This window comes from Priestia sp. SIMBA_032, from assembly GCF_046535215.1.
Classification (GTDB): Bacteria; Bacillota; Bacilli; order Bacillales; family Bacillaceae_H; genus Priestia; species Priestia aryabhattai.
The window spans coordinates 721,059-742,718 of record NZ_JAWRXD010000002.1; the positions used below are offsets into that span (position 1 = coordinate 721,059).

A 21,660-nucleotide genomic window follows, 5' to 3' on the forward strand; every position below is an offset into this window, starting at 1 on the left:
TATGAGACAAAGTTCTACATTGATTCCTACATTAAGAGAAGTGCCAGCTGATGCGGATATAAAAAGCCATCAGCTTCTATTGCGCGCAGGTTATATGCGCCAAAATGCAAGCGGCGTGTACAGCTTTTTACCGCTTGGCAAGCGCGTATTGCAAAAAGTTGAACAAATTGTTCGTGAAGAGATGGACCGTGCAGGTTCTGTCGAATTATTGATGCCTGCTTTACAACAAGCTGAATTGTGGCAAGAGTCTGGCCGCTGGTATTCATACGGACCTGAGTTGATGCGTATGAAAGATCGTCACGGCCGTGAATTTGCTTTGGGAGCAACACACGAAGAAGTTATCACAAGCCTGCTTCGTGACGAAGTGAAGTCATACAAACGTTTACCGCTAAATTTATATCAAATTCAAACGAAGTTCCGCGATGAAAAACGTCCACGCTTTGGCTTATTACGCGGTCGTGAATTTATTATGAAAGATGCATATTCGTTTCATGCTTCTCAAGAAAGTTTAGATGAAGTGTATGACAAAATGTTTGCTGCCTACAGCCGCATCTTTGAGCGCTGCGGATTAAATTTCCGTGCGGTTATCGCTGATTCAGGTGCAATGGGCGGAAAAGATACCCATGAATTTATGGTTCTTTCTGAAATCGGGGAAGATACAATTGCTTATTCAGATACATCTTCTTATGCAGCAAATGTTGAAATGGCACCGGTTGTAAATACGTATGAAAAATCAACTGAAGCTGAAAAAGAATTAACAAAAGTGGAAACACCAAATCAGCACAGCATTGAAGACGTAGCTGCTTTCTTAAATGTTGAAGCGACTTCTTGTATCAAGTCCCTTTTATTTAAGGTAGATGATCGTTTTGTGCTTGTACTTGTTCGCGGGGATCACGAAGTAAACGATATTAAAGTGAAAAACTATTTTGAAGCTTCCGTTGTTGAACTGGCAACTCCAGAAGAAACAAAAGACGTATTAAAATGCGCAGTTGGTTCAGTAGGCCCGATTGGCGTAAGTGATTCAGTAGAAGTAGTAGCTGACCATGCTGTAAAAGCAATTGTTAACGGTGTATGCGGAGCAAATGAAGAAGGTTATCACTATACAAATGTAAATGAAGTTAACTTTAATGCAACTTATGAAGATTTCCGCTTCATCCAAGAAGGAGATCAGTCACCGGATGGACAAGGCGTTATTAAGTTCGCTAAAGGCATTGAAGTCGGACACGTCTTTAAACTGGGAACTCGCTATAGTGAAGCGATGGGAGCAACGTATCTAGATGAGAACGGACGCAGCCAGCCAATGATTATGGGCTGCTATGGTATCGGTGTTTCTCGTACAGTAGCTGCGATTGCAGAACAATTTAATGATGAAAACGGTCTTCTATGGCCAGAAGCTGTCACGCCTTATCAAGTGCACGTTATTCCAGTTAACGTGAAAAATGATGAACAGCGTGAACTAGGTGAGAAATTATATAATGAGTTATTAGATAATCGCTTTGAAGTGCTGTTAGATGACCGCCAAGAGCGTGCAGGAGTAAAATTTGCAGATTCAGATTTAATTGGTCTTCCTGTTCGAGTAACAGTTGGTAAACGTGCATCTGAAGGAATTGTAGAAGTAAAAGTACGCAAAACCGGGGAGTCATTAGAAGTGTCAGTTGACAATCTTGTTTCAACAGTGAAAGAACTGTTAGCGAAATAATGAAGCAGCGGGGATTTGTATCCCTGCTGTTTTTATGTTTATAAACAGAACATATGACAGAATAGAAGTCATTTATGTTAAAATAGATTGCACTCATTTATAAAAGGAGGCAGAAAACTTGGAAGCACAAACGCTAGGAAAAAAAGAGCGTTTTAAGTTGCTGCTGCAGCAGTTAGAGCTGACGAGTGATCAAATTGTTCCTTACTTTGAAAACGCAGCGATTGAAAAGCTCGTCATTCAGAAAGAACAAAAAAAATGGCATTTCCATTTTTCTTTAGAAGGGTTATTACCTTTTGAGATCTATGAGTTATTCCATGCTCGCATGTCTTCAGCTTTTTCTCATATTGCGAGTGTTTCTTTTTCTATTCAAACCGTTAAGAAAGAATGTACGGAAGAGCATGTACAGTCATATTGGAAGCATTGTGTTGGAGAAATGCAGGGCATATCTCCGCTTTTGCAGTCGCTTTTACAAGATCAAATGCCGAGATTGAACGGTGCCAAATTGATTGTGAATGCACGACATGATGCAGAAGGAACGGCTTTACGTAAAAAGTACAGTCAGTTAATTGCTGATCAGTATGCATCCTATGGGTTTCCGAACCTTCAGCTAATGACGGAAGTTGTACATTCAGAAGAAGCATTTCAGCAGTTTGTAGAGCAACGAAAACAAGAAGATACAGAAAAAGTATTACAAGCCATCACAGAAATGCAAAATAAAGAAAATGAAAAAAGTGATGGGCAAGACCTGCCAAAAGGTCCGCTTACAATTGGATATACGATTAAAGACGAGACGGTTCGCCTGGACTCCATTGTGGATGAAGAAAAGCGAATTGCCGTTGAAGGATACGTATTTGATGCAGAAACTAGAGAATTACGAAGCGGACGTACGCTTCTTATTTTTAAAGTGACAGATTATACAAACTCTATTATGGTTAAAATGTTTTCGCGTGACAAAGAAGATATTCCTTTACTTCAAGCGATTAAAAAAGGAATGTGGGTGAAGGTTCGCGGAAGTGTGCAAAACGATACATTTGTCCGTGATCTAGTTATGATTGGAAATGATGTTAACGAGATTACCGGTCCTGCTAGACAGGATAAAGCGCCTGAAGATGAAAAGCGTGTGGAGCTTCACTTGCATACGCCAATGAGTCAAATGGATGCCGTTTCATCTGTTGGAGCTTTAGTCGGACAAGCCAAAAAATGGGGACATCCGGCTGTAGCGATAACTGATCACGCGGTTGCACAGTCGTTTCCTGAAGCGTATGGAGCCGGGAAAAAGAACGGCATTAAAATACTGTACGGAGTGGAAGTCAATTTAGTGGACGACGGCGTGCCAATTGCCTATAATCCGCAGCATGTGGATTTGACAGAAGCAACTTACGTAGTATTTGACGTCGAAACAACCGGTTTGTCAGCCGTATACGATACGATTATTGAACTTGCTGCCGTGAAGATGAAAGAAGGCGAAATCATCGATCGATTTGAACGGTTTGCAAATCCTCATCATCCTCTGTCTGCAACAACAATTGAACTGACGGGTATTACAGATGATATGGTCCAAAATGCGCCTGAAATCTCAGAAGTACTTCGTGATTTTCATGAGTGGATGGGCGACAGTATTTTAGTTGCTCATAATGCAAGCTTTGATATGGGATTTTTAAATATGGGACTGCAAAAAATCGGATTAGAAAAAGCAGCTAACGGCGTTATTGATACGCTTGAACTCGGAAGATTTTTGTATCCGCATATGAAAAACCATCGTTTAAATACTCTTGCTAAAAAGTTTGATATTGAACTTGTGCAGCATCACCGCGCGATTTATGATGCGGAAACAACCGGCTATTTGTTAAATAAAATGCTGAAAGATGCATTTGAACGCGAAATTACGATGCACGATCGCTTAAATGATTATATGGGAGAAGGGAATGCATATCAGCGGGCCCGTCCTTATCATGCGACGCTTTTAGCACAAAACGACGTAGGGTTAAAAAATCTATTTAAAATCGTTTCGATTTCTCATTTAAATTACTTTTATCGAGTGCCGCGAATTCCAAGATCTCAGCTCGACAAATATCGAGAAGGCATCTTGATTGGAACCGCATGTGACCGAGGCGAAGTATTCGAAGGCATGATGCAAAAAGGAATCGATGAAGTAGAAGGAGCAGCTGAATTTTATGATTACATCGAAGTACAGCCTCCTGACAACTACAAGCACTTAATTGAACTGGATTTAGTGCGAGATGAGAAAGCTTTAAAAGATATTATCAGCAATATTGTGAAGCTCGGTGAAAAGATTGGAAAGCCGGTTGTAGCAACAGGAAATGTTCACTATCTCAATCCGGAAGACAAAATTTACCGAAAAATTTTAATTGGTTCACAAGGCGGGGCTAACCCGTTAAACCGTCATCAGCTGCCGGATGTTCATTTTAGATCAACGGATGAGATGCTGAATTGTTTTTCGTTTTTAGACGGGGACAAAGCAAAAGAAATTGTTGTTCATAATACGCAAAAAATAGCCGATATGATTGACGATATTAAACCAATTAAAGATGATTTATATACGCCAAAAATTGAAGGTGCAGACGAAGAAATGCGTGAAATGAGCTATGCGATGGCACGCAGCATCTACGGTGAAGAGCTGCCTGAAGTAGTAGAAGCTCGTCTAGAGAAAGAGTTGAAAAGTATTATCGGCCACGGGTTTGCCGTTATTTACTTGATCTCGCATAAACTCGTTAAAAAATCCTTGAATGATGGTTACTTAGTTGGTTCACGTGGTTCCGTAGGGTCTTCATTCGTTGCGACGATGACGGAAATTACAGAAGTAAATCCACTGCCGCCGCATTATGTTTGTCCAAAATGTAAGAAATCCGAGTTTTTTAATGACGGTTCCGTTGGTTCTGGATTCGACTTGCCGGACAAAAGCTGCGACGATTGTGGCGTACCATTTATTAAAGATGGACACGATATTCCGTTTGAAACGTTCTTAGGATTCAAAGGAGACAAAGTTCCCGATATCGATTTGAACTTCTCCGGAGAGTATCAGCCGCGAGCTCACAACTATACAAAAGTACTGTTTGGAGAAGATAATGTATATCGCGCGGGAACAATCGGTACAGTAGCCGAAAAAACAGCTTATGGCTATGTAAAAGGCTATGCCGGTGACCGTGATTTACATTTGCGAAACGCAGAAGTGGATCGTTTAGTAGCAGGATGTACGGGCGTAAAACGTACAACAGGTCAGCATCCAGGGGGGATTATCGTTGTACCGGACTATATGGATATTTTCGATTTTTCACCGATCCAGTTTCCAGCTGACGACCGTAATTCCGAATGGAGAACAACCCATTTTGACTTCCATTCGATTCATGATAATTTATTAAAACTTGATATACTCGGACACGATGATCCGACCGTGATTCGCATGCTTCAAGATTTAAGTGGAATTGATCCAAAAACGATTCCGACGGATGATCCTGAAGTGATGAAAATTTTTAGCGGAACGGAATCACTTGGCGTAACAGAAGAGCAAATTATGTGTAAAACAGGAACGCTTGGCATACCTGAATTTGGAACGCGCTTTGTGCGTCAAATGTTAGAAGATACGAAGCCAACGACGTTTTCAGAGCTTGTTCAAATCTCGGGACTGTCGCACGGGACGGACGTATGGCTTGGTAATGCGCAGGAGCTAATTCGAAATGATATTTGCAACTTAAGTGAAGTAATCGGCTGTCGTGATGACATCATGGTTTATCTGATTTATCAAGGTCTTGAACCTTCACTTGCCTTTAAAATTATGGAGTCTGTGCGTAAAGGGAAAGGGCTAACACCTGAATTTGAAGAAGAAATGATCAAAAATGGTGTTCCGGACTGGTATATTGATTCTTGTAAAAAGATTAAGTATATGTTCCCTAAAGCCCATGCGGCTGCTTATGTACTGATGGCCGTGCGTATTGCTTATTTCAAAGTGCACCACGCGCTTCTTTATTACGCAGCATACTTTACGGTTCGTGCAGATGACTTTGATATTGATACGATGATCAAAGGCTCAACTGCCATTCGAGCGAAGATGGAAGAAATCAATGCCAAAGGTTTAGATGCATCTCCTAAAGAGAAAAACTTATTAACGGTGCTTGAACTTTCTTTAGAAATGTGCGAACGAGGCTATTCATTTAAAAAAGTAGATTTATATGAATCGAGCGCAGACGAATTTTTAATTGACGGCACGTCTTTAATTCCACCGTTTAATGCCATTCCCGGTCTTGGAACAAATGCAGCGCTGAACATCGTAAAAGCTCGTGAAACGGGAGAGTTTTTATCGAAAGAAGACTTGCAGCAGCGAGGCAAAGTATCAAAGACGATTTTAGAGTATCTAGACAACCACGGATGCCTTGAATCATTACCTGATCAGAACCAGCTTTCTCTTTTCTAACATTTGCATAAAATAAGCGGTTATGATATAGTAATTGTGGAAATGCTAAGGATACGGACGAGAAAGAGTGGGGAAACCCGCTCTTTCTTATTGATATGAACTTACTGACATAGTAAGTAGTATGGAGAACGAATCGGCTTCTAGCATGATTCGTTTTTTCTGTAGATTTGTCAATCACCATGATTGATTTATTATGTGACGTTTAAAATCCTGCAACACAAATGACAACATTTCCACTCTAGTAGGTTAGACCTCTTATAGAGTGCAAAATAAAAATAGCAAATAAACCACTCTTTTTTGATATAAGAGACATAAAAAACGCGTAACCTAAACATACCATGCAATGTCTCGAAGGGAGGATTAGAATGAGTAAAAATGTGAAACAAACAGTGGAAGAAATGGTTTCCCCTATCTTAGAGGAAATGAATTTAGAGCTTGTTGAGATTGAATACGTAAAAGAAGGAAAAGAATGGTTTTTACGTGTGTTTATCGACTCTGATACCGGCGTAGATATCGAAGACTGCGGGGCAGTAAGTGAAAAATTGAGTGAGAAAATGGATGCAGTAGATCCAATCCCTCATAACTATTTTTTAGAAGTGTCATCGCCTGGTGCGGAACGCCCATTAAAAAAAGATAAAGATTTTGAACGTGCAATTGGTAAGCATGTATACATAAAAACATATGAACCAATTGAAGGTGCAAAAGAATTTGAAGGCGAATTGCAATCATTTGACGGAGAAACTGTCACATTATCTATTCGTATCAAAACACGCACAAAAACGGTGATTTTACCATATGACAAAGTCGCTTTTGCTCGATTAGCGATTGTATTTTAATGTGTAGGGGCCAATATTAAAGGGGGATTATCCAACGATGAGCAGTGAGTTATTTGATGCCTTAGTCATTCTTGAAAAAGAGAAAGGCATTAGCAAAGATGTAATTATTGAAGCAATTGAAGCAGCGCTAATTTCTGCTTACAAACGTAACTTTAACCAAGCGCAAAACGTACGCGTTGATTTAAATTTAGAAAGAGGTTCAATGCGCGTGTTTGCTCGCAAAGATGTGGTTGATGAAGTGTATGATCCACGTCTGGAAATTTCGGTTGAAGAAGCACAAACAATCAACCCTAACTTTCAGCTAGACGATGTAGTTGAAATCGAAGTAACGCCAAAAGACTTTGGACGCATTGCGGCTCAAACAGCAAAACAAGTTGTTACACAGCGTGTTCGTGAGGCGGAGCGCGGCGTTATCTATTCAGAGTTCAGCGATCGCGAAGAAGATATTATGACAGGTATTGTTCAGCGTCAAGATTCTCGCTTCATTTATGTGAGCCTTGGCAAAATTGAAGCATTGCTTCCTCAAAGCGAGCAAATGCCAAATGAGCAGTATAAACCTCATGATCGTATTAAAGTGTATATTACGAAAGTAGAAAAAACAACAAAAGGACCACAAATCTACGTTTCACGTACGCACCCAGGTCTTTTAAAGCGTCTTTTCGAAAAAGAAGTACCAGAAATCTATGACGGTACAGTTGAATTAAAATCAGTAGCTCGCGAAGCTGGGGACCGTTCAAAAATCTCCGTTCATTCTGAGTATGCTGAAGTAGATCCGGTCGGTTCTTGTGTTGGGCCAAAAGGTCAGCGCGTACAGGCTGTTGTGAATGAACTAAAAGGCGAAAAAATTGACATCGTTCGCTGGTCAAATGACCCAGTTGAATTTGTTGCCAATGCTTTAAGTCCATCTAAGGTAGTAGATGTGATTGTAGATGAAAATGAAAAAGCAACAACTGTTATCGTTCCTGACTATCAGCTGTCACTTGCAATTGGTAAACGTGGACAAAATGCACGTCTAGCCGCTAAGCTGACAGGCTGGAAAATTGATATCAAAAGTCAATCAGAAGCTGAGCAAGAAGGTATGGTTGTAAAAAACAGCGATGATATGCTAGTAAGTCAACATGCATTTGATTCAGATGAAGATATGGAATAAGAGGTGAGCCAAGGTGAACAATCGTAAAAAAGTCCCGATGCGAAAATGTGTGGCCACTGGAGAAATGAAGCCTAAAAAAGAGCTAGTACGCGTTGTACGCTCAAAAGAAGGCGACGTTTCAGTTGATGTAACGGGTAAAAAGTCCGGGCGCGGAGCTTATGTAAGCAAGGATAAAGAAGCAATTTTATTGGCAAAAAAGAAAAATGTGCTTTCGACACATTTAGGCGCGTCAATAGATGAAGCGGTTTACGAAGAGTTGCTAGCGCTTGTAGAAAAGGAGAAACAGTCACGCTAATGAATGAACAGTGGATCTCCTTTTTAGGGCTTGCAAACCGTGCACGCAAATTGATTTCTGGAGAAGAACTTGTGGTTAGAGAAGTTCGGAAACAAAAAGCAAAGTTAGTCCTTTTAGCAAGCGATGCGTCTGAAAACACAAAGAAAAAAGTAACGGATAAATGTTCTTACTACAACGTTTCGGTTAGAATCGTTCCCGATCGCTACACGCTAGGTCAAGCGATTGGTAAAGATGCTCGAGTTGTGGTAGCCGTTATGGACGAGGGGTTTGCTAAAAAGCTAGCAACGATGCTCGGTTAATTTTATGGGGGTGAAAGTATTGAATAAAAATACAAAATCAACAGCTAACAAAGGAAACAATAAAGGTAACAAAAAGCCACAGGCACAAAAGTCACAGGCACCAAAAGGTAGACCAGCTCCAGCAGCTGCAAAAGAGTTACCGGAAAAAGTAACGTTTGTCGGAAGCTTAACGGTTTCTGAGTTAGCAAAAGAATTAGGCAAAGAGCCTTCTGAAATTATTAAAAAATTATTTATGCTTGGTGTAATGGCAACAATTAACCAAGAGTTAGATAAAGATTCTATCGAACTAATTGCCGGAGAATACGGTGTAGAAGTTGAAGAAGAAGTAGTAGTAGATGACACTGCTTTTGAATCATTAGAAATCATTGATGACGAAAAAGATCTTCAAGTGCGTCCTCCAGTTGTTACAATCATGGGTCACGTTGACCACGGTAAAACGACACTTCTTGACTCTATCCGTAACACAAAAGTAACGGCTGCAGAAGCAGGCGGTATCACGCAGCACATCGGTGCTTATCAAGTTGTGGTTGACGAAAAGAAAATTACATTCCTTGATACACCAGGGCATGCTGCATTTACAACGATGCGTGCTCGCGGTGCGCAAGTAACGGATATTACAATCCTTGTTGTGGCAGCAGACGATGGTGTAATGCCTCAAACAATTGAAGCGATTAACCATGCAAAAGCGGCAGAAGTGCCAATTATTGTTGCGGTTAACAAAATGGATAAAGAAGCAGCAAATCCAGATCGCGTTATGCAGGAACTAATGGAGCACGGCCTTGTAGCTGAAGAGTGGGGCGGAGAAACAATCTTCTGTAAGCTTTCAGCCATTTCAGGTGAAGGTATTGATCAATTGCTTGAAATGATTTTACTTGTAAGTGAAGTAGAAGAGTTAAAAGCAAATCCTAACCGTCGTGCAGCAGGTACAGTTGTAGAAGCACAGCTAGATAAAGGCCGTGGGTCTGTAGCAACTCTTCTTGTTCAAACTGGTACACTACGCGTAGGTGATCCAATCGTAGTCGGAAATACGTTTGGCCGCGTTCGAGCAATGGTAAATGATATCGGCCGCCGTGTGAAGGAAGTAGGACCATCTACTCCGGTTGAGATTACTGGCTTAAACGAAGTTCCATTAGCTGGAGATCGTTTCTTAGTATTTGAAGATGAGAAAACTGCTCGTCAAATCGGAGAAGCTCGTGCTCAAAAGCAGCTTGAACAACAGCGCGGTGAAAAATCTCGCGTAAGCTTAGATGATTTATTTGAAAAAATTAAACAAGGTGAAATGAAAGACTTAAACCTTATCGTAAAAGCAGACGTACAAGGTTCTGTAGAAGCATTGGCTGCTGCTCTTCAAAAGATTGATGTAGAGGGTGTAAATGTTCGTATTATCCATACGGGTGTAGGTGCAATTACAGAATCTGATATCATTCTTGCAACTGCTTCTAACGCAATCGTTATCGGATTTAACGTGCGTCCAGATGCTGGAGCAAAACGTACAGCTGATGTAGAAAACGTAGATATTCGTCTTCACCGCATTATTTATAAAGTAATTGAAGAAATTGAATCTGCGATGAAAGGAATGCTTGATCCTGAGTTTGCTGAAAAAATCATCGGTCAAGTGGAAGTACGTCAAACATTCAAAGTATCAAAAGTTGGTACGATCGCAGGAAGTTACGTAACAGACGGTAAAATTACGCGTAACAGTGGAATTCGTTTAATCCGTGACGGAATTGTTATCTTTGAAGGTGAAGTAGATGTGCTAAAACGCTTTAAAGACGATGCAAAAGAAGTCGCTCAAGGATATGAGTGTGGTATTACAATTAAAAACTTCAATGATATTAAAGAAGGCGATATTATTGAAGCATATGTAATGGAGCAAATTGATCCTAAATGATTGGACTAGTGGAGTGTGAATGCTTAATTTACGATGCTGCTTCTCTTAAAGAAAAACGTGCCGTGCTTCAGCGCATCTTGATGCGCTTGAAGCAGCGGTTTAACGTATCGGTTTCAGAAACTGATTTTCAAGATGTGTGGCAACGAACAAAAATTAGCATTGTCGCAGTCTCGTCTAGCCGTGTCACAACGGAACAAGAACTGCAAAAAGCGCTAAGCTTGATTGATTCTTTTCCAGAGATTGAACGTACCATTACAACTTTTGATTGGTTATAAAAGGGGTGACACAGATGAACATAAGAGCAACTAGAGTCGGAGAACAAATGAAAAAAGAGATGGGCGAGATTTTAAATCGTAAAATCAAGGATCCGCGCATCGGTTTTGTGACTGTAACAGATGTTCAAGTATCAGGCGATTTACAGCAAGCGAAAGTTTATATCTCTGTTTTAGGAGATGCTGAACAGCGTGAGAATACGTTAAAAGGCCTTGCGAAAGCAAAGGGATTTATCCGCTCAGAAATCGGTCAGCGCATTCGCTTACGTAAAACACCTGAAATTACGTTTGAGTTTGATGAATCAATTGATTATGGTAATCGAATTGAATCATTGCTTCATGAAATTAAAAAAGAAAGCGATGACCATCAAGAGAACGAATAAGATCAGTGAATGTAGAAACAAAAAAGGGTGTCTCAAAAGTGGTTTTTGCTTCTGAGACACCCTTTTTTAAATGAAAAGGAGATGAAGAATGAGTGGACGGTGTTTTAGTTTTACATAAACCAGCTGGCCTGACTTCGCACGACTGTGTGTTTAAAGTCCGAAAGCTGCTTCGCACTAAAAAAGTAGGGCATACAGGCACATTAGACCCAGACGTTACAGGGGTATTGCCTATTTGTATTGGTAGAGCTACTAAAATTGTAGAATATCTAACAGGAGCTACTAAAACCTATGAAGGGGAAGTTACACTCGGATTTTCTACAACAACAGAAGATTCTTCCGGAGAGGTTGTAGAAGAAAAGAAAGTAGCGGATTCTTTTTCACGTGCTCAAATCGAAGAAGTGCTGTCTTCGATGACAGGAGAACTTCAGCAAGTCCCTCCAATGTATTCAGCAGTAAAGGTCAAAGGTAAAAAACTATATGAATATGCAAGGCAGGGAATCGAGGTAGAGCGCCCCGTTAGAACTATTCATATCTATAACTTTGAACTGCTGGATGATCGCGCTACATTTGAGGGAGAACAAATTTCTTTCAAATTCCGCGTAACGTGCAGCAAAGGTACATATGTGCGAACGCTTGCTGTGATGATTGGAGAAGCTCTTGGCTATCCATCTCATATGTCGTATTTGCAGCGAACGGGTTCCGGGCAGTTTTCACTAGAAGATTGTGTGACATTTGAAGATATTGAACGGGCGGTAGAAGAAGAAACGATCAATGAGAAACTACATTCGATCGAAGAAGCTCTTAATCATTTGCCGAAACTTCAAATTAGTGATACATTAGCAGAGAAAGTGAAAAATGGCGCGGTATTGCCGTGTACGGAAGATGAAGAGTTAAAAAAAGAACCATTCTTTTTAATGATAAATTCTGCAGGTAAGTGCTTAGCAATTTATGCTCAGCATCCAACAAAAAAACATTTAATGAAGCCGGTTAAAGTGTTGGCAATCGACTAGGCCGGTTAGGGAAAAGGTGAACTGTGTTTTGGAAACGATTGAAATTCGACATCCACACCACTTTCAACGAGAAGCTGTTCAACAATCAGTGTTAGCGCTTGGTTATTTTGATGGTGTGCATTTAGGGCATCAGCAAGTGATAAATTCAGCAAAAAAGTTAGCCGATGATAAAGGTATAGCTAGTGCTGTGATGACGTTTACTCCTCACCCTTCTGTGGTGCTCGGGCGCAATGTGCAGCACATTGATATGATCACACCGCTTCAAGAAAAAAAGAAACTCATTGAGGAAATGGGAATTGACTTTTTATATATCGTTCATTTTGATAAACAGTTTGCAGCACTATTGCCTCAAGAGTTTGTTGATCAGTATATTATTGGACTGAATGTACAGCATGTGGTAGCTGGATTTGACTATACGTATGGAAAGCTAGGTAAAGGAACAATGGAAATACTACCATTTCATTCTCGATCAAAATTCACGCAAACAACAATTGATAAGTTAACAAATGGCGAAGAAAAAATTAGTTCAACGCTTATTCGCGAAAGTTTAGCAAATGGAGATATGCATCGAGTAAAAGAGTTGCTTGGCCGCTATTATGAAGTGTCAGGTACAGTAACTCATGGAGAAAAGCGAGGCAGGCAAATAGGTTTTCCTACTGCTAACATCGCTTTAGATGATGAGTATTTACTTCCGCGCATCGGCGTGTATGCTGTTGAGCTTCAGCTCCACGACAATTGGTATGCAGGAGTGTGCAACGTGGGCTATAAGCCGACTTTTCACGATAATTTAGAAAAGCCAACAATCGAAGTCCACTTATTATCATTTGACGAGCAAATCTACGATCAGCACGTAACGGTGAAATGGCACCAAATGATTCGTTCAGAAAAAAAGTTCAGCGGCATCGAAGAGCTTGTCGGTCAGATCTCAAAGGATAAGGAAGAAGCCCTTGCTTATTTTGAAGGAATTCAAAAACATAAGAAATAAAAAAATATATATAAATAGCTGCTACGACTTGCTTTTTGTTCTAATAAGTAGTAACATAACACTTGTATGTAAAACAACCATTGCTTGGCATTACGATTCACCAACGTTTTGCTCGGTAACTGGGGTTTAATAATAAGGAGGTGAATAGGATGGCTATCACACAAGAGCGTAAAAATGAAATCATTAGTGAGTACAAAACTCATGCGAACGACACTGGTTCTCCAGAAGTTCAAATCGCTGTCCTAACAGAGCAAATTAACAATCTAAACGGTCACTTACGTACTCATAAAAAGGATCACCATTCACGTCGTGGTCTTTTAAAAATGGTAGGTCGACGTCGTAACTTACTTAACTACCTACGTAACAAAGACGTTACTCGTTATCGTGAGTTAATCAACAAACTTGGTTTACGTCGATAATAAGAAGAAAGCGGGAGCATTCCCGCTTTTTTAGTATGTACATTTAAGAAACATTAAAGATGCTACATAATGTGAAAAAAGCTATTGTTTTTGGATATTTCGTTTATAATAAAACTATCACATTTGATTACATACATATTTTATATGTAGAGAGGGGTACTCGTCGATATGGAACAAGAAAAACGAGTGTTCTCCGTAGATCTAGCTGGACGAAAGCTAGAAGTTGAAGTTGGCCAGTTGGCAAAACAAGCAAATGGCGCAGCATTAATCCGCTATGGAGACACAGTTGTATTAAGTACAGCAACGGCTTCAAAAGAGCCTAAAAATGTAGATTTCTTCCCGTTAACAGTAAACTATGAAGAACGTTTATATGCAGTCGGTAAAATCCCAGGTGGATTCATTAAGCGTGAAGGCAGACCAAGTGAAAAAGCAATCTTGGCTAGCCGTTTAATCGACCGTCCGATTCGTCCTTTATTCGCAGATGGTTTCCGAAACGAAGTTCAAGTTGTCAGCGTTGTAATGAGCGTAGATCAAAACTGTTCTTCAGAAATCGCAGCAATGTTTGGTTCTTCATTAGCATTATCAGTATCTGATATTCCATTTGAAGGTCCTATTGCAGGCGTAATCGTAGGCCGTGTAGACAATGAATTTGTTGTAAACCCAACGGTAGATGAGCTTGAAAAAAGCGATATTCATCTGACGGTTGCTGGTACAAAAGACGCGATCAACATGGTTGAAGCAGGCGCTGATGAAGTACCGGAAGAAGTAATGTTAGAAGCAATTATGTTTGGACACGAGCAAATTAAAAAATTAATTGCGTTCCAAGAAGAAATTGTAGCAGCAGTAGGCAAAGAAAAAGTGGAAGTTGAGCTTTATACTGTTGATGCTGACCTTGAGCGTCAAGTTCGCGAAATTGCAGAAGGTGACATGAACCGTGCTGTTCAAGTTCAAGAAAAGCATGCGCGCGAAAATGCGATTAAAGAAGTGAAAAGCGCAGTAGCTGCAAAATTTGAAGAGCAAGATGTAGAAGAAGAAGTACTAAATCAAGTGAATGAAATTTTGTCGAAGCTTGTTAAAAGTGAAGTGCGTCGCTTGATCACGGAAGAAAAAGTGCGTCCTGATGGCCGTAGTATTGACGAAATTCGTCCACTTTCTTCTGAAACAAACTTGCTTCCGCGTACACACGGATCTGGATTATTTACGCGTGGACAAACTCAAGCGCTTAGCATCTGTACATTAGGTGCACTTGGCGATGTGCAAATTTTAGATGGTTTAAGTGTAGAAGAATCTAAACGCTTCATGCATCACTATAACTTCCCTTCATTTAGTGTTGGTGAAACTAGACCGATGCGCGGACCCGGTCGTCGTGAAATTGGACATGGTGCGCTAGGCGAACGTGCACTTGAGCCGGTTATTCCAAATGAAAAAGATTTCCCATATACAATTCGTCTTGTATCTGAAGTATTAGAATCAAACGGTTCTACTTCACAAGCAAGTATTTGTGCAAGTACGCTTGCAATGATGGATGCTGGGGTTCCAATTAAAGCACCTGTAGCAGGGATTGCCATGGGTCTGATCAAATCAGGTGAACACTACTCGATTCTAACGGACATTCAAGGAATGGAAGATCACCTAGGAGACATGGACTTTAAAGTAGCAGGTACGGAAAATGGCGTAACTGCGCTTCAAATGGATATTAAAATTGACGGGTTATCTCGTGAAATTTTAGACGAAGCCCTTCAACAAGCGAAAAAAGGCCGTATGCAAATCTTAAATCATATGATGTCAACGATTGCTACGCCTCGTCAAGAGCTTTCTCAATATGCGCCTAAGATCCTTACAATGGCTATTAACCCTGATAAAATTCGTGATGTTATTGGACCAAGCGGTAAGCAAATCAATAAAATCATCGAAGAAACAGGCGTTAAAATTGATATCGAACAAGATGGTACAATCTTCATTTCTTCTATTGATCAGCCGATGAATGAAAAAGCGAAGAAAATCATTGAAGATCTTGTACGCGAAGTCGAAGTCGGCCAAATGTACTTAGGAAAAGTAAAACGAATTGAAAAATTCGGTGCATTTGTAGAAATCTTCAGCGGAAAAGATGGGCTTGTTCACATTTCTGAGCTTGCAGAAGAGCGTATTGGAAAAGTAGAAGACGTTGTAGCGATTGGTGACGAGCTTTTAGTTAAAGTCATGGAAATTGATAAACAAGGTCGTGTTAACTTATCTCGTAAAGCAATTTTAAAAGAACAAAAAGAAAAAGAAGAAAAAGCAAAAGAAACAAAATAATCTTCTTTTACTACTATATAGATATTGTGAAATCGTCCATACATGAAGAAAATCCATGTTTAGGGCGATTTTATCGTTTGTAGATGTTTGTTCTACCTTGTCCTCTTTATACATATTTTAAATGGTAAAGGGGGAAGGATAAGTGAAGAGAACCATTGTGCAATTTACAGCATTTCTATTTTTACTGGCAATTACATATAAATCTATTTATAATCCTTTTGCTGAAGCATATATAGAAGCACTTAAATCCGATGTACAACTTGTATCAGCTCAGCATGATGCGTTATATCAAAAGATTGAAGAAAGAGCAAAAGATTATGAAAAGCCAGCAGCGAATGCACGAATCGATCCCGTTTGGAAACGGGTTCCTGGCTATAACGGCATAAAAGTTGATCTTGCTGCTTCTTATAAAAATATGAAACCTGCGGGTAAATTTGATGAAAAAAAACTAGTGTACAAACAGGTTAGACCAAAGGTTCACTTGAGGGATTTACCACAGGAACCTATCTACCGTGGACACGATGAAAAGCCTATGGTATCGTTTACAGTGAACGTAGCATGGGGGAACGAGTATTTGCCTAAAATGTTAGAAGTGCTGAAAAAGCACCATGCTAAAGCAACCTTTTTTTTAGAAGGGAAATGGGTTAAAAATAATCCTGATATGGCAAAAATGATTGTAGACGCAGGGCATGAAGTAGGGAACCACTCTTATTCTCATCCTGATATGGCCACTTTATCGGCTAGTCAAATCAATCAGCAGCTTAAAAAAACGAATGATATTATTACATCTACTACGGGACAAAAAGTAAAATGGTTTGCTCCGCCGAGCGGCAGTTTTCGCCCCGAAGTAGTAACGCTTGCTTCTCAGTTAAAAATGAGTACAATCATGTGGACAGTTGATACAATCGATTGGCAAAAGCCAAGTTCAGAAGTGTTAATTAATCGAGTAATGAAAAAAATTCATCCAGGGGCTATTGTACTGATGCACCCGACTGAATCAACGGCTGAATCGCTTGACCAATTGTTAACCGATATTGAACGCAAAGGTCTGAAAGTTAGCGATGTGTCAACAATGCTAGATGAAGAAAGAATGATGAAAATACCTTCTTCTACTAAGAAGTAAGTGAGATAAGCAAAAGGGAGGCACTAGCTTGATAAAACGATATACGTGCAAAAATGGTGTAAGAATTGTATTGGAAAATATCCCAACTGTTCGATCTGTGGCCATTGGGGTATGGATCGGAACGGGTTCTCGAAGTGAACACCCTGAAATTAATGGTGTATCACATTTTCTTGAACATATGTTTTTTAAAGGAACAAAAACAAGATCTGCTCGTGAAATTGCAGAAAGCTTCGATCGCATCGGGGGACAAGTAAATGCATTCACTTCTAAAGAATACACATGCTACTATGCAAAAGTATTAGACGAGCACGCAGATCAAGCGCTAGATGTGCTGGCGGATATGTTCTTCAATTCTTCATTTGATGAAGAGGAATTAGCTCGTGAAAAAAATGTTGTATATGAAGAAATTAAAATGTATGAAGATACACCTGATGATATTGTACACGATCTATTAGGAAAAGCCGTATATGGCAATCATCCATTAGGCTATCCAATTTTAGGAACGGAAGATACGTTAAAAACATTTAACGGTGATTCGCTTCGTCAGTATATGGAGCAAATGTATATTCCTGAAAACATCGTTATTTCAGTAGCTGGAAACATTGATGAGAGTTTTATTCAACAGGTGGAAAACTATTTTGGTACATATACGTCAAGTCATTCCGCTCATCAATATGTTCAGCCAGAGTTCTATACAAATCATATTGCGCGCAAAAAAGAGACAGAACAGGCTCATCTTTGCCTTGGATTTAAAGGTTTGCCAATCGGCGGAGAAGATGTATATAGCTTAATTGTATTAAACAACGTGCTTGGTGGAAGTATGAGCAGTCGTTTGTTCCAAGAAGTCCGTGAACAGCGCGGTTTGGCTTACTCTGTTTTCTCTTATCATTCTTCTTATCGAGACAGCGGTCTTGTAACGATTTATGGGGGAACGGGAAGCCATCAGCTCGACGTATTATATGATACGGTTCAAGAAACGCTTTATGATCTGAAAGACAAAGGTATTACGGATAAAGAACTTGCTAACAGCAAAGAGCAGCTGAAAGGAAACTTAATGCTGAGTCTTGAAAGTACAAATAGCCGTATGAGCAGAAACGGAAAAAATGAGTTAATGCTAGGCTATCACCGTTCATTAGATGAGATTTTAGACCTTGTTAATGCCGTGACTAAAGATAGTGTAAATGGTCTTGCAAGAGATATTTTCAAAGATGAATTTGCTCTTTCGTTAATAAGCCCGAGTGGAGATTTACCTAAAGGATTTAAAGGAAACTAAACAGTAAAAGTAAGGTTGGCTAAAATAATTGAGCCAGCCTTATTTTTTTGTCATTTTTTGTATAGTTGTTCAATAAATTAGATGAAAGGAGGGATTCTATGAGATTAAGCGAACTGAGTGGAAAAGAAATTGTAGATGTTAAGCGAGCAGAACGTTTGGGTATTTTAGGGCAAACAGATCTTGAAATTAATGAACATACGGGACAAATTAATGCGCTTATTATTCCATCTGTGAAGTGGTTTGGGTTTCGAAAGCAAGGAGATGAAGTGCGAGTGCCGTGGGGGAATATCGAAAAAATTGGTACAGATATGGTGATTGTAAATGTCCAGCAGCTAGAAGACATAAACAATGAGTCAACAAAATAAGAAACGAGATGCTTCCTGCATCTCGTTTCTTTTATTTTCAGGGATAAAGATTCACCGATTCCTGTGTGTTTACATAGTATGTTGAAGAAAAGCAATAGGCATTCTAGGGCGTAATGATAGCACTTTACATCTCGATGGTTTAAGCGAAGGATACATCTATTTAATGTTAAAGAAGGTGAAAATGAAACATGTTAACGGATTTGCACATAGCTGTAATTGGCGGTGATGCTAGGCAGCTTGAAGTCATTCGAAAATTAATTCAATTAGATGCAAAAACATCTCTTATTGGTTTTGATCAGCTAGATCATGGTTTTACAGGTGCGACGAAATATCAGATAGAGGAGCTGGATTTTTCAGATGTTGACGCCATCATCCTTCCAGTTCCTGGAACAAATCACGAAGGGCAAGTAGATACTATTTTTTCAAATGAAAAAGTAGTGTTGACTGAAGAAATACTTAAAAAAACGCCTGAGCACTGCATTATTTATTCTGGTATTAGCAATGGGTATTTAAACGAATTAGTTAAAACGACAAACCGTAAACTCGTTCAGCTATTCGAGCGTGATGATGTAGCAATTTATAACTCTATTCCTACTGTTGAAGGTACGATCATGCTTGTTATTCAACATACGGATTTTACCATTCACGGTTCAAATATTTCTGTCCTAGGTTTAGGAAGAGTAGGAATGAGCGTAGCGAGGTCCTTTGCTGCACTTGGTGCCAATGTAAAAGTAGGAGCTAGAAAATCTGAACATTTAGCACGTATTGCTGAAATGGGTTTGCAGCCTTTCTATCTTTCTGAACTTGATAAAGAAATTGCTGATAGTGATATATGTATTAACACGATTCCATACCCCATCTTAACGGCTAAGACATTATCTAATGTCCCGACCCATGCGCTCATTATTGATTTAGCTTCAAAGCCTGGAGGAACCGATTTCCGCTATGCAGAAAAACGAGGAATTAAAGCTATTTTAGCACCTGGTCTTCCAGGAATTGTGGCTCCAAAAACAGCAGGTCAGATTGTCGCTAATGTATTAGTGAATTTATTAAAAGACGCTGCGGATGCGAGAGAGGAGAAAAAATAATGTCATTAAAAGGTAAAAGAATAGGATTCGGCTTGACCGGATCTCACTGTACGTATGATGCGGTTATGCCAGAAATTGAAAAGCTTGTTAATTTGGGAGCAGAAGTGTTACCGGTTGTTTCTTACACTGTACAATCCACGAATACTCGCTTTGGAGATGGAGAAGACTGGGTGAAGAAAATTGAGGAATTAACAGGTCACGCCGTCATCAATACAATTGTAAAAGCAGAGCCTCTAGGGCCAAAAATTCCGCTTGATTGCATGGTGGTTGCCCCAATCACTGGGAATACGATGAGTAAGTTTGCAAATGCAATGACTGAATCTCCGGTACTCATGGCAGCTAAAGCAACGCTTCGTAATAATAAGCCGGTGGTACTGGGAATTTCGACTAATGACGCACTAGGGCTAAATGGTGTAAACTTAATGAGGCTAATGGCGACTAAAAATATTTATTTTATTCCATTTGGTCAAGATGACCCGGTGCTTAAGCCAAATTCAATGGTAGCGCGTATGACGATGTTATCAGACACGGTGTACGCAGCGCTTGAAGATAAACAGATTCAGCCTGTTATTGTCGAAAGGTTCCGCGACGGTCAAGAGTCATAGGACATATATGCCTCTTACTGTTGCATGAATCTATTCAATACTGCGGCTGGAAGAGAACTCTCAATCTCAAAGAAGAGAAGATTTTAAAAATCTTCTCTTCTTTGACGCAATGAAGCATAATAATATGTTAAAATAGTCAGTATATGCAGATAAATGTTGAGTAGTTGAAAATTGTTGGAGGCGGTATTAAAATGACAAGAGAATTACATGTAGCAGTAGTAGGAGCAACAGGTGCAGTAGGACAACAAATGATTAAAACCCTACAGGAGCGTAATTTTCCAGTTGGTAAATTAACGTTATTATCTTCAGCTCGTTCAGCTGGTAAAAAAGTGTTGTTTAACGGAGAAGAAGTTGTTGTGCAAGAAGCAACTCCTGATAGCTTTGAAGGCGTAGACATTGCTTTATTCAGTGCAGGCGGGAGCATTTCAAAAGCACTTGCACCTGAGGCAGTAAAACGCGGAGCAATCGTTGTAGACAACACAAGCGCTTATCGAATGGATGAAAATGTCCCGTTAGTTGTGCCGGAAGTGAATGAAGACGCATTACACGCACATAACGGAATCATTGCTAATCCAAACTGCTCTACAATTCAAATGGTAGCAGCATTACAGCCATTACGCGAAACATACGGCTTATCTAAGGTGCTAGTATCAACGTATCAAGCCGTTTCTGGGGCAGGCGCTGCTGCAATTAATGAATTAAAAGAACAAGCTAAAGCTATTTTAGAAGAAAAAGAGTTTACACCGGAAATTTTACCGGTTGGTGGAGATAAAAAACATTATCAAATTGCTTTTAATGCCATTCCGCAAATTGATAAATTTCAAGATAACGGTTTTACATTTGAAGAAATGAAAATGATTAATGAAACGAAGAAAATTATGAGCATGCCTGAATTGCCAGTAGCTGCTACTTGTGTTCGTCTACCGGTTGTAACAGGTCATTCAGAGTCAGTGTACATTGAAATTGAAAAAGACGGTGTAACGGTAGCTGATGTGAAAAATTTATTGGCTGATGCACCTGGTATCGTATTGCAAGATGATCCAGAAAATCAAGTATATCCAATGCCAGCAGATTGTGTAGGTAAACGAGATGTGTTCGTCGGCCGTATTCGTAAAGATTTAGATCGCGATAACGGTTTCCATATGTGGATCGTTTCTGATAACTTGTTAAAAGGTGCAGCTTGGAATTCTGTACAAATTGCAGAATCACTTATTAAGCTTAGCTTAGTAAAATAAGCGCAACC

18 protein-coding genes and 1 pseudogene are annotated in these 21,660 nt (G+C 39.8%); all 19 read left to right on the plus strand.

The annotated features are described in order from the left end of the window. Window position 1: 1 nt before the first annotated feature. The 19 genes and pseudogenes from SB717_RS09670 to asd all read left to right on the plus strand — a co-directional run bounded on the left by SB717_RS09670 (window position 2) and on the right by asd (window position 21,652). Window positions 2-1,699, plus strand: coding sequence for a proline--tRNA ligase (locus tag SB717_RS09670; protein ID WP_098622950.1), 1,698 nt, complete (start codon window positions 2-4; stop codon window positions 1,697-1,699). Between the two features lie 118 nt (window positions 1,700-1,817). Next, window positions 1,818-6,128 (plus strand): PolC-type DNA polymerase III, encoded by a 4,311-nt coding sequence (locus SB717_RS09675; protein WP_410903627.1) that lies wholly within the window; start codon window positions 1,818-1,820, stop codon window positions 6,126-6,128. Between the two features lie 365 nt (window positions 6,129-6,493). Beyond that, complete coding sequence (rimP, locus tag SB717_RS09680; RefSeq protein WP_045290087.1) at window positions 6,494-6,964, plus strand: ribosome maturation factor RimP; 471 nt, start codon at window positions 6,494-6,496, stop codon at window positions 6,962-6,964. A gap of 37 nt (window positions 6,965-7,001) precedes the next feature. Continuing rightward, window positions 7,002-8,114, plus strand: coding sequence for a transcription termination factor NusA (nusA, locus tag SB717_RS09685; RefSeq protein WP_013058839.1), 1,113 nt, complete (start codon window positions 7,002-7,004; stop codon window positions 8,112-8,114). A gap of 13 nt (window positions 8,115-8,127) precedes the next feature. After that, on the plus strand, window positions 8,128-8,409 hold the full coding sequence (rnpM, locus tag SB717_RS09690; protein ID WP_013058838.1) for an RNase P modulator RnpM: 282 nt from the start codon (window positions 8,128-8,130) through the stop codon (window positions 8,407-8,409). Continuing rightward, window positions 8,409-8,708, plus strand: a complete 300-nt coding sequence (locus SB717_RS09695; RefSeq protein WP_014458470.1) for a YlxQ family RNA-binding protein — start codon at window positions 8,409-8,411, stop codon at window positions 8,706-8,708. The genes rnpM and SB717_RS09695 overlap by 1 nt, the downstream gene beginning before the upstream one ends. Before the next feature lie 22 nt (window positions 8,709-8,730). Beyond that, window positions 8,731-10,599: pseudogene (gene infB, locus SB717_RS09700) on the plus strand (translation initiation factor IF-2); the annotation flags it as partial. Then, on the plus strand, window positions 10,596-10,874 hold the full coding sequence (locus SB717_RS09705) for a DUF503 domain-containing protein (protein WP_013058835.1): 279 nt from the start codon (window positions 10,596-10,598) through the stop codon (window positions 10,872-10,874). The pseudogene infB and the gene SB717_RS09705, both read left to right, overlap by 4 nt. Before the next feature lie 14 nt (window positions 10,875-10,888). Beyond that, window positions 10,889-11,254 (plus strand): 30S ribosome-binding factor RbfA, encoded by a 366-nt coding sequence (gene rbfA, locus SB717_RS09710; RefSeq protein ID WP_013058834.1) that lies wholly within the window; start codon window positions 10,889-10,891, stop codon window positions 11,252-11,254. Between the two features lie 92 nt (window positions 11,255-11,346). Continuing rightward, window positions 11,347-12,264 (plus strand): tRNA pseudouridine(55) synthase TruB, encoded by a 918-nt coding sequence (gene truB, locus SB717_RS09715; protein ID WP_033579797.1) that lies wholly within the window; start codon window positions 11,347-11,349, stop codon window positions 12,262-12,264. A gap of 28 nt (window positions 12,265-12,292) precedes the next feature. Continuing rightward, on the plus strand, window positions 12,293-13,249 hold the full coding sequence (ribF, locus tag SB717_RS09720; RefSeq protein ID WP_074677233.1) for a bifunctional riboflavin kinase/FAD synthetase: 957 nt from the start codon (window positions 12,293-12,295) through the stop codon (window positions 13,247-13,249). Window positions 13,250-13,398: 149 nt separating this feature from the next. Beyond that, on the plus strand, window positions 13,399-13,668 hold the full coding sequence (gene rpsO / locus SB717_RS09725; RefSeq protein ID WP_013058831.1) for a 30S ribosomal protein S15: 270 nt from the start codon (window positions 13,399-13,401) through the stop codon (window positions 13,666-13,668). Between the two features lie 168 nt (window positions 13,669-13,836). Further along, entirely contained in the window at window positions 13,837-15,963 is a 2,127-nt protein-coding gene (gene pnp, locus SB717_RS09730) for a polyribonucleotide nucleotidyltransferase (RefSeq protein ID WP_014458473.1), read from the plus strand. A 142-nt stretch (window positions 15,964-16,105) separates the two neighbouring features. Beyond that, window positions 16,106-17,086, plus strand: coding sequence for a polysaccharide deacetylase family protein (locus SB717_RS09735; protein WP_410903628.1), 981 nt, complete (start codon window positions 16,106-16,108; stop codon window positions 17,084-17,086). A gap of 28 nt (window positions 17,087-17,114) precedes the next feature. Continuing rightward, window positions 17,115-18,359, plus strand: a complete 1,245-nt coding sequence (locus SB717_RS09740; protein WP_176343469.1) for an insulinase family protein — start codon at window positions 17,115-17,117, stop codon at window positions 18,357-18,359. Window positions 18,360-18,457: 98 nt separating this feature from the next. Continuing rightward, complete coding sequence (locus SB717_RS09745) at window positions 18,458-18,724, plus strand: YlmC/YmxH family sporulation protein (protein WP_028410846.1); 267 nt, start codon at window positions 18,458-18,460, stop codon at window positions 18,722-18,724. A 188-nt stretch (window positions 18,725-18,912) separates the two neighbouring features. Then, a complete protein-coding gene (gene dpaA / locus SB717_RS09750) occupies window positions 18,913-19,812 on the plus strand; it encodes a dipicolinic acid synthetase subunit A (protein WP_013058826.1) in 900 nt (299 codons plus the stop codon). Further along, window positions 19,812-20,417 (plus strand): dipicolinate synthase subunit B, encoded by a 606-nt coding sequence (locus SB717_RS09755; protein WP_013058825.1) that lies wholly within the window; start codon window positions 19,812-19,814, stop codon window positions 20,415-20,417. The genes dpaA and SB717_RS09755 overlap by 1 nt, the downstream gene beginning before the upstream one ends. 191 nt (window positions 20,418-20,608) lie before the next feature. After that, entirely contained in the window at window positions 20,609-21,652 is a 1,044-nt protein-coding gene (asd, locus tag SB717_RS09760) for an aspartate-semialdehyde dehydrogenase (RefSeq protein ID WP_013058824.1), read from the plus strand. Window positions 21,653-21,660 lie beyond the last annotated feature (8 nt).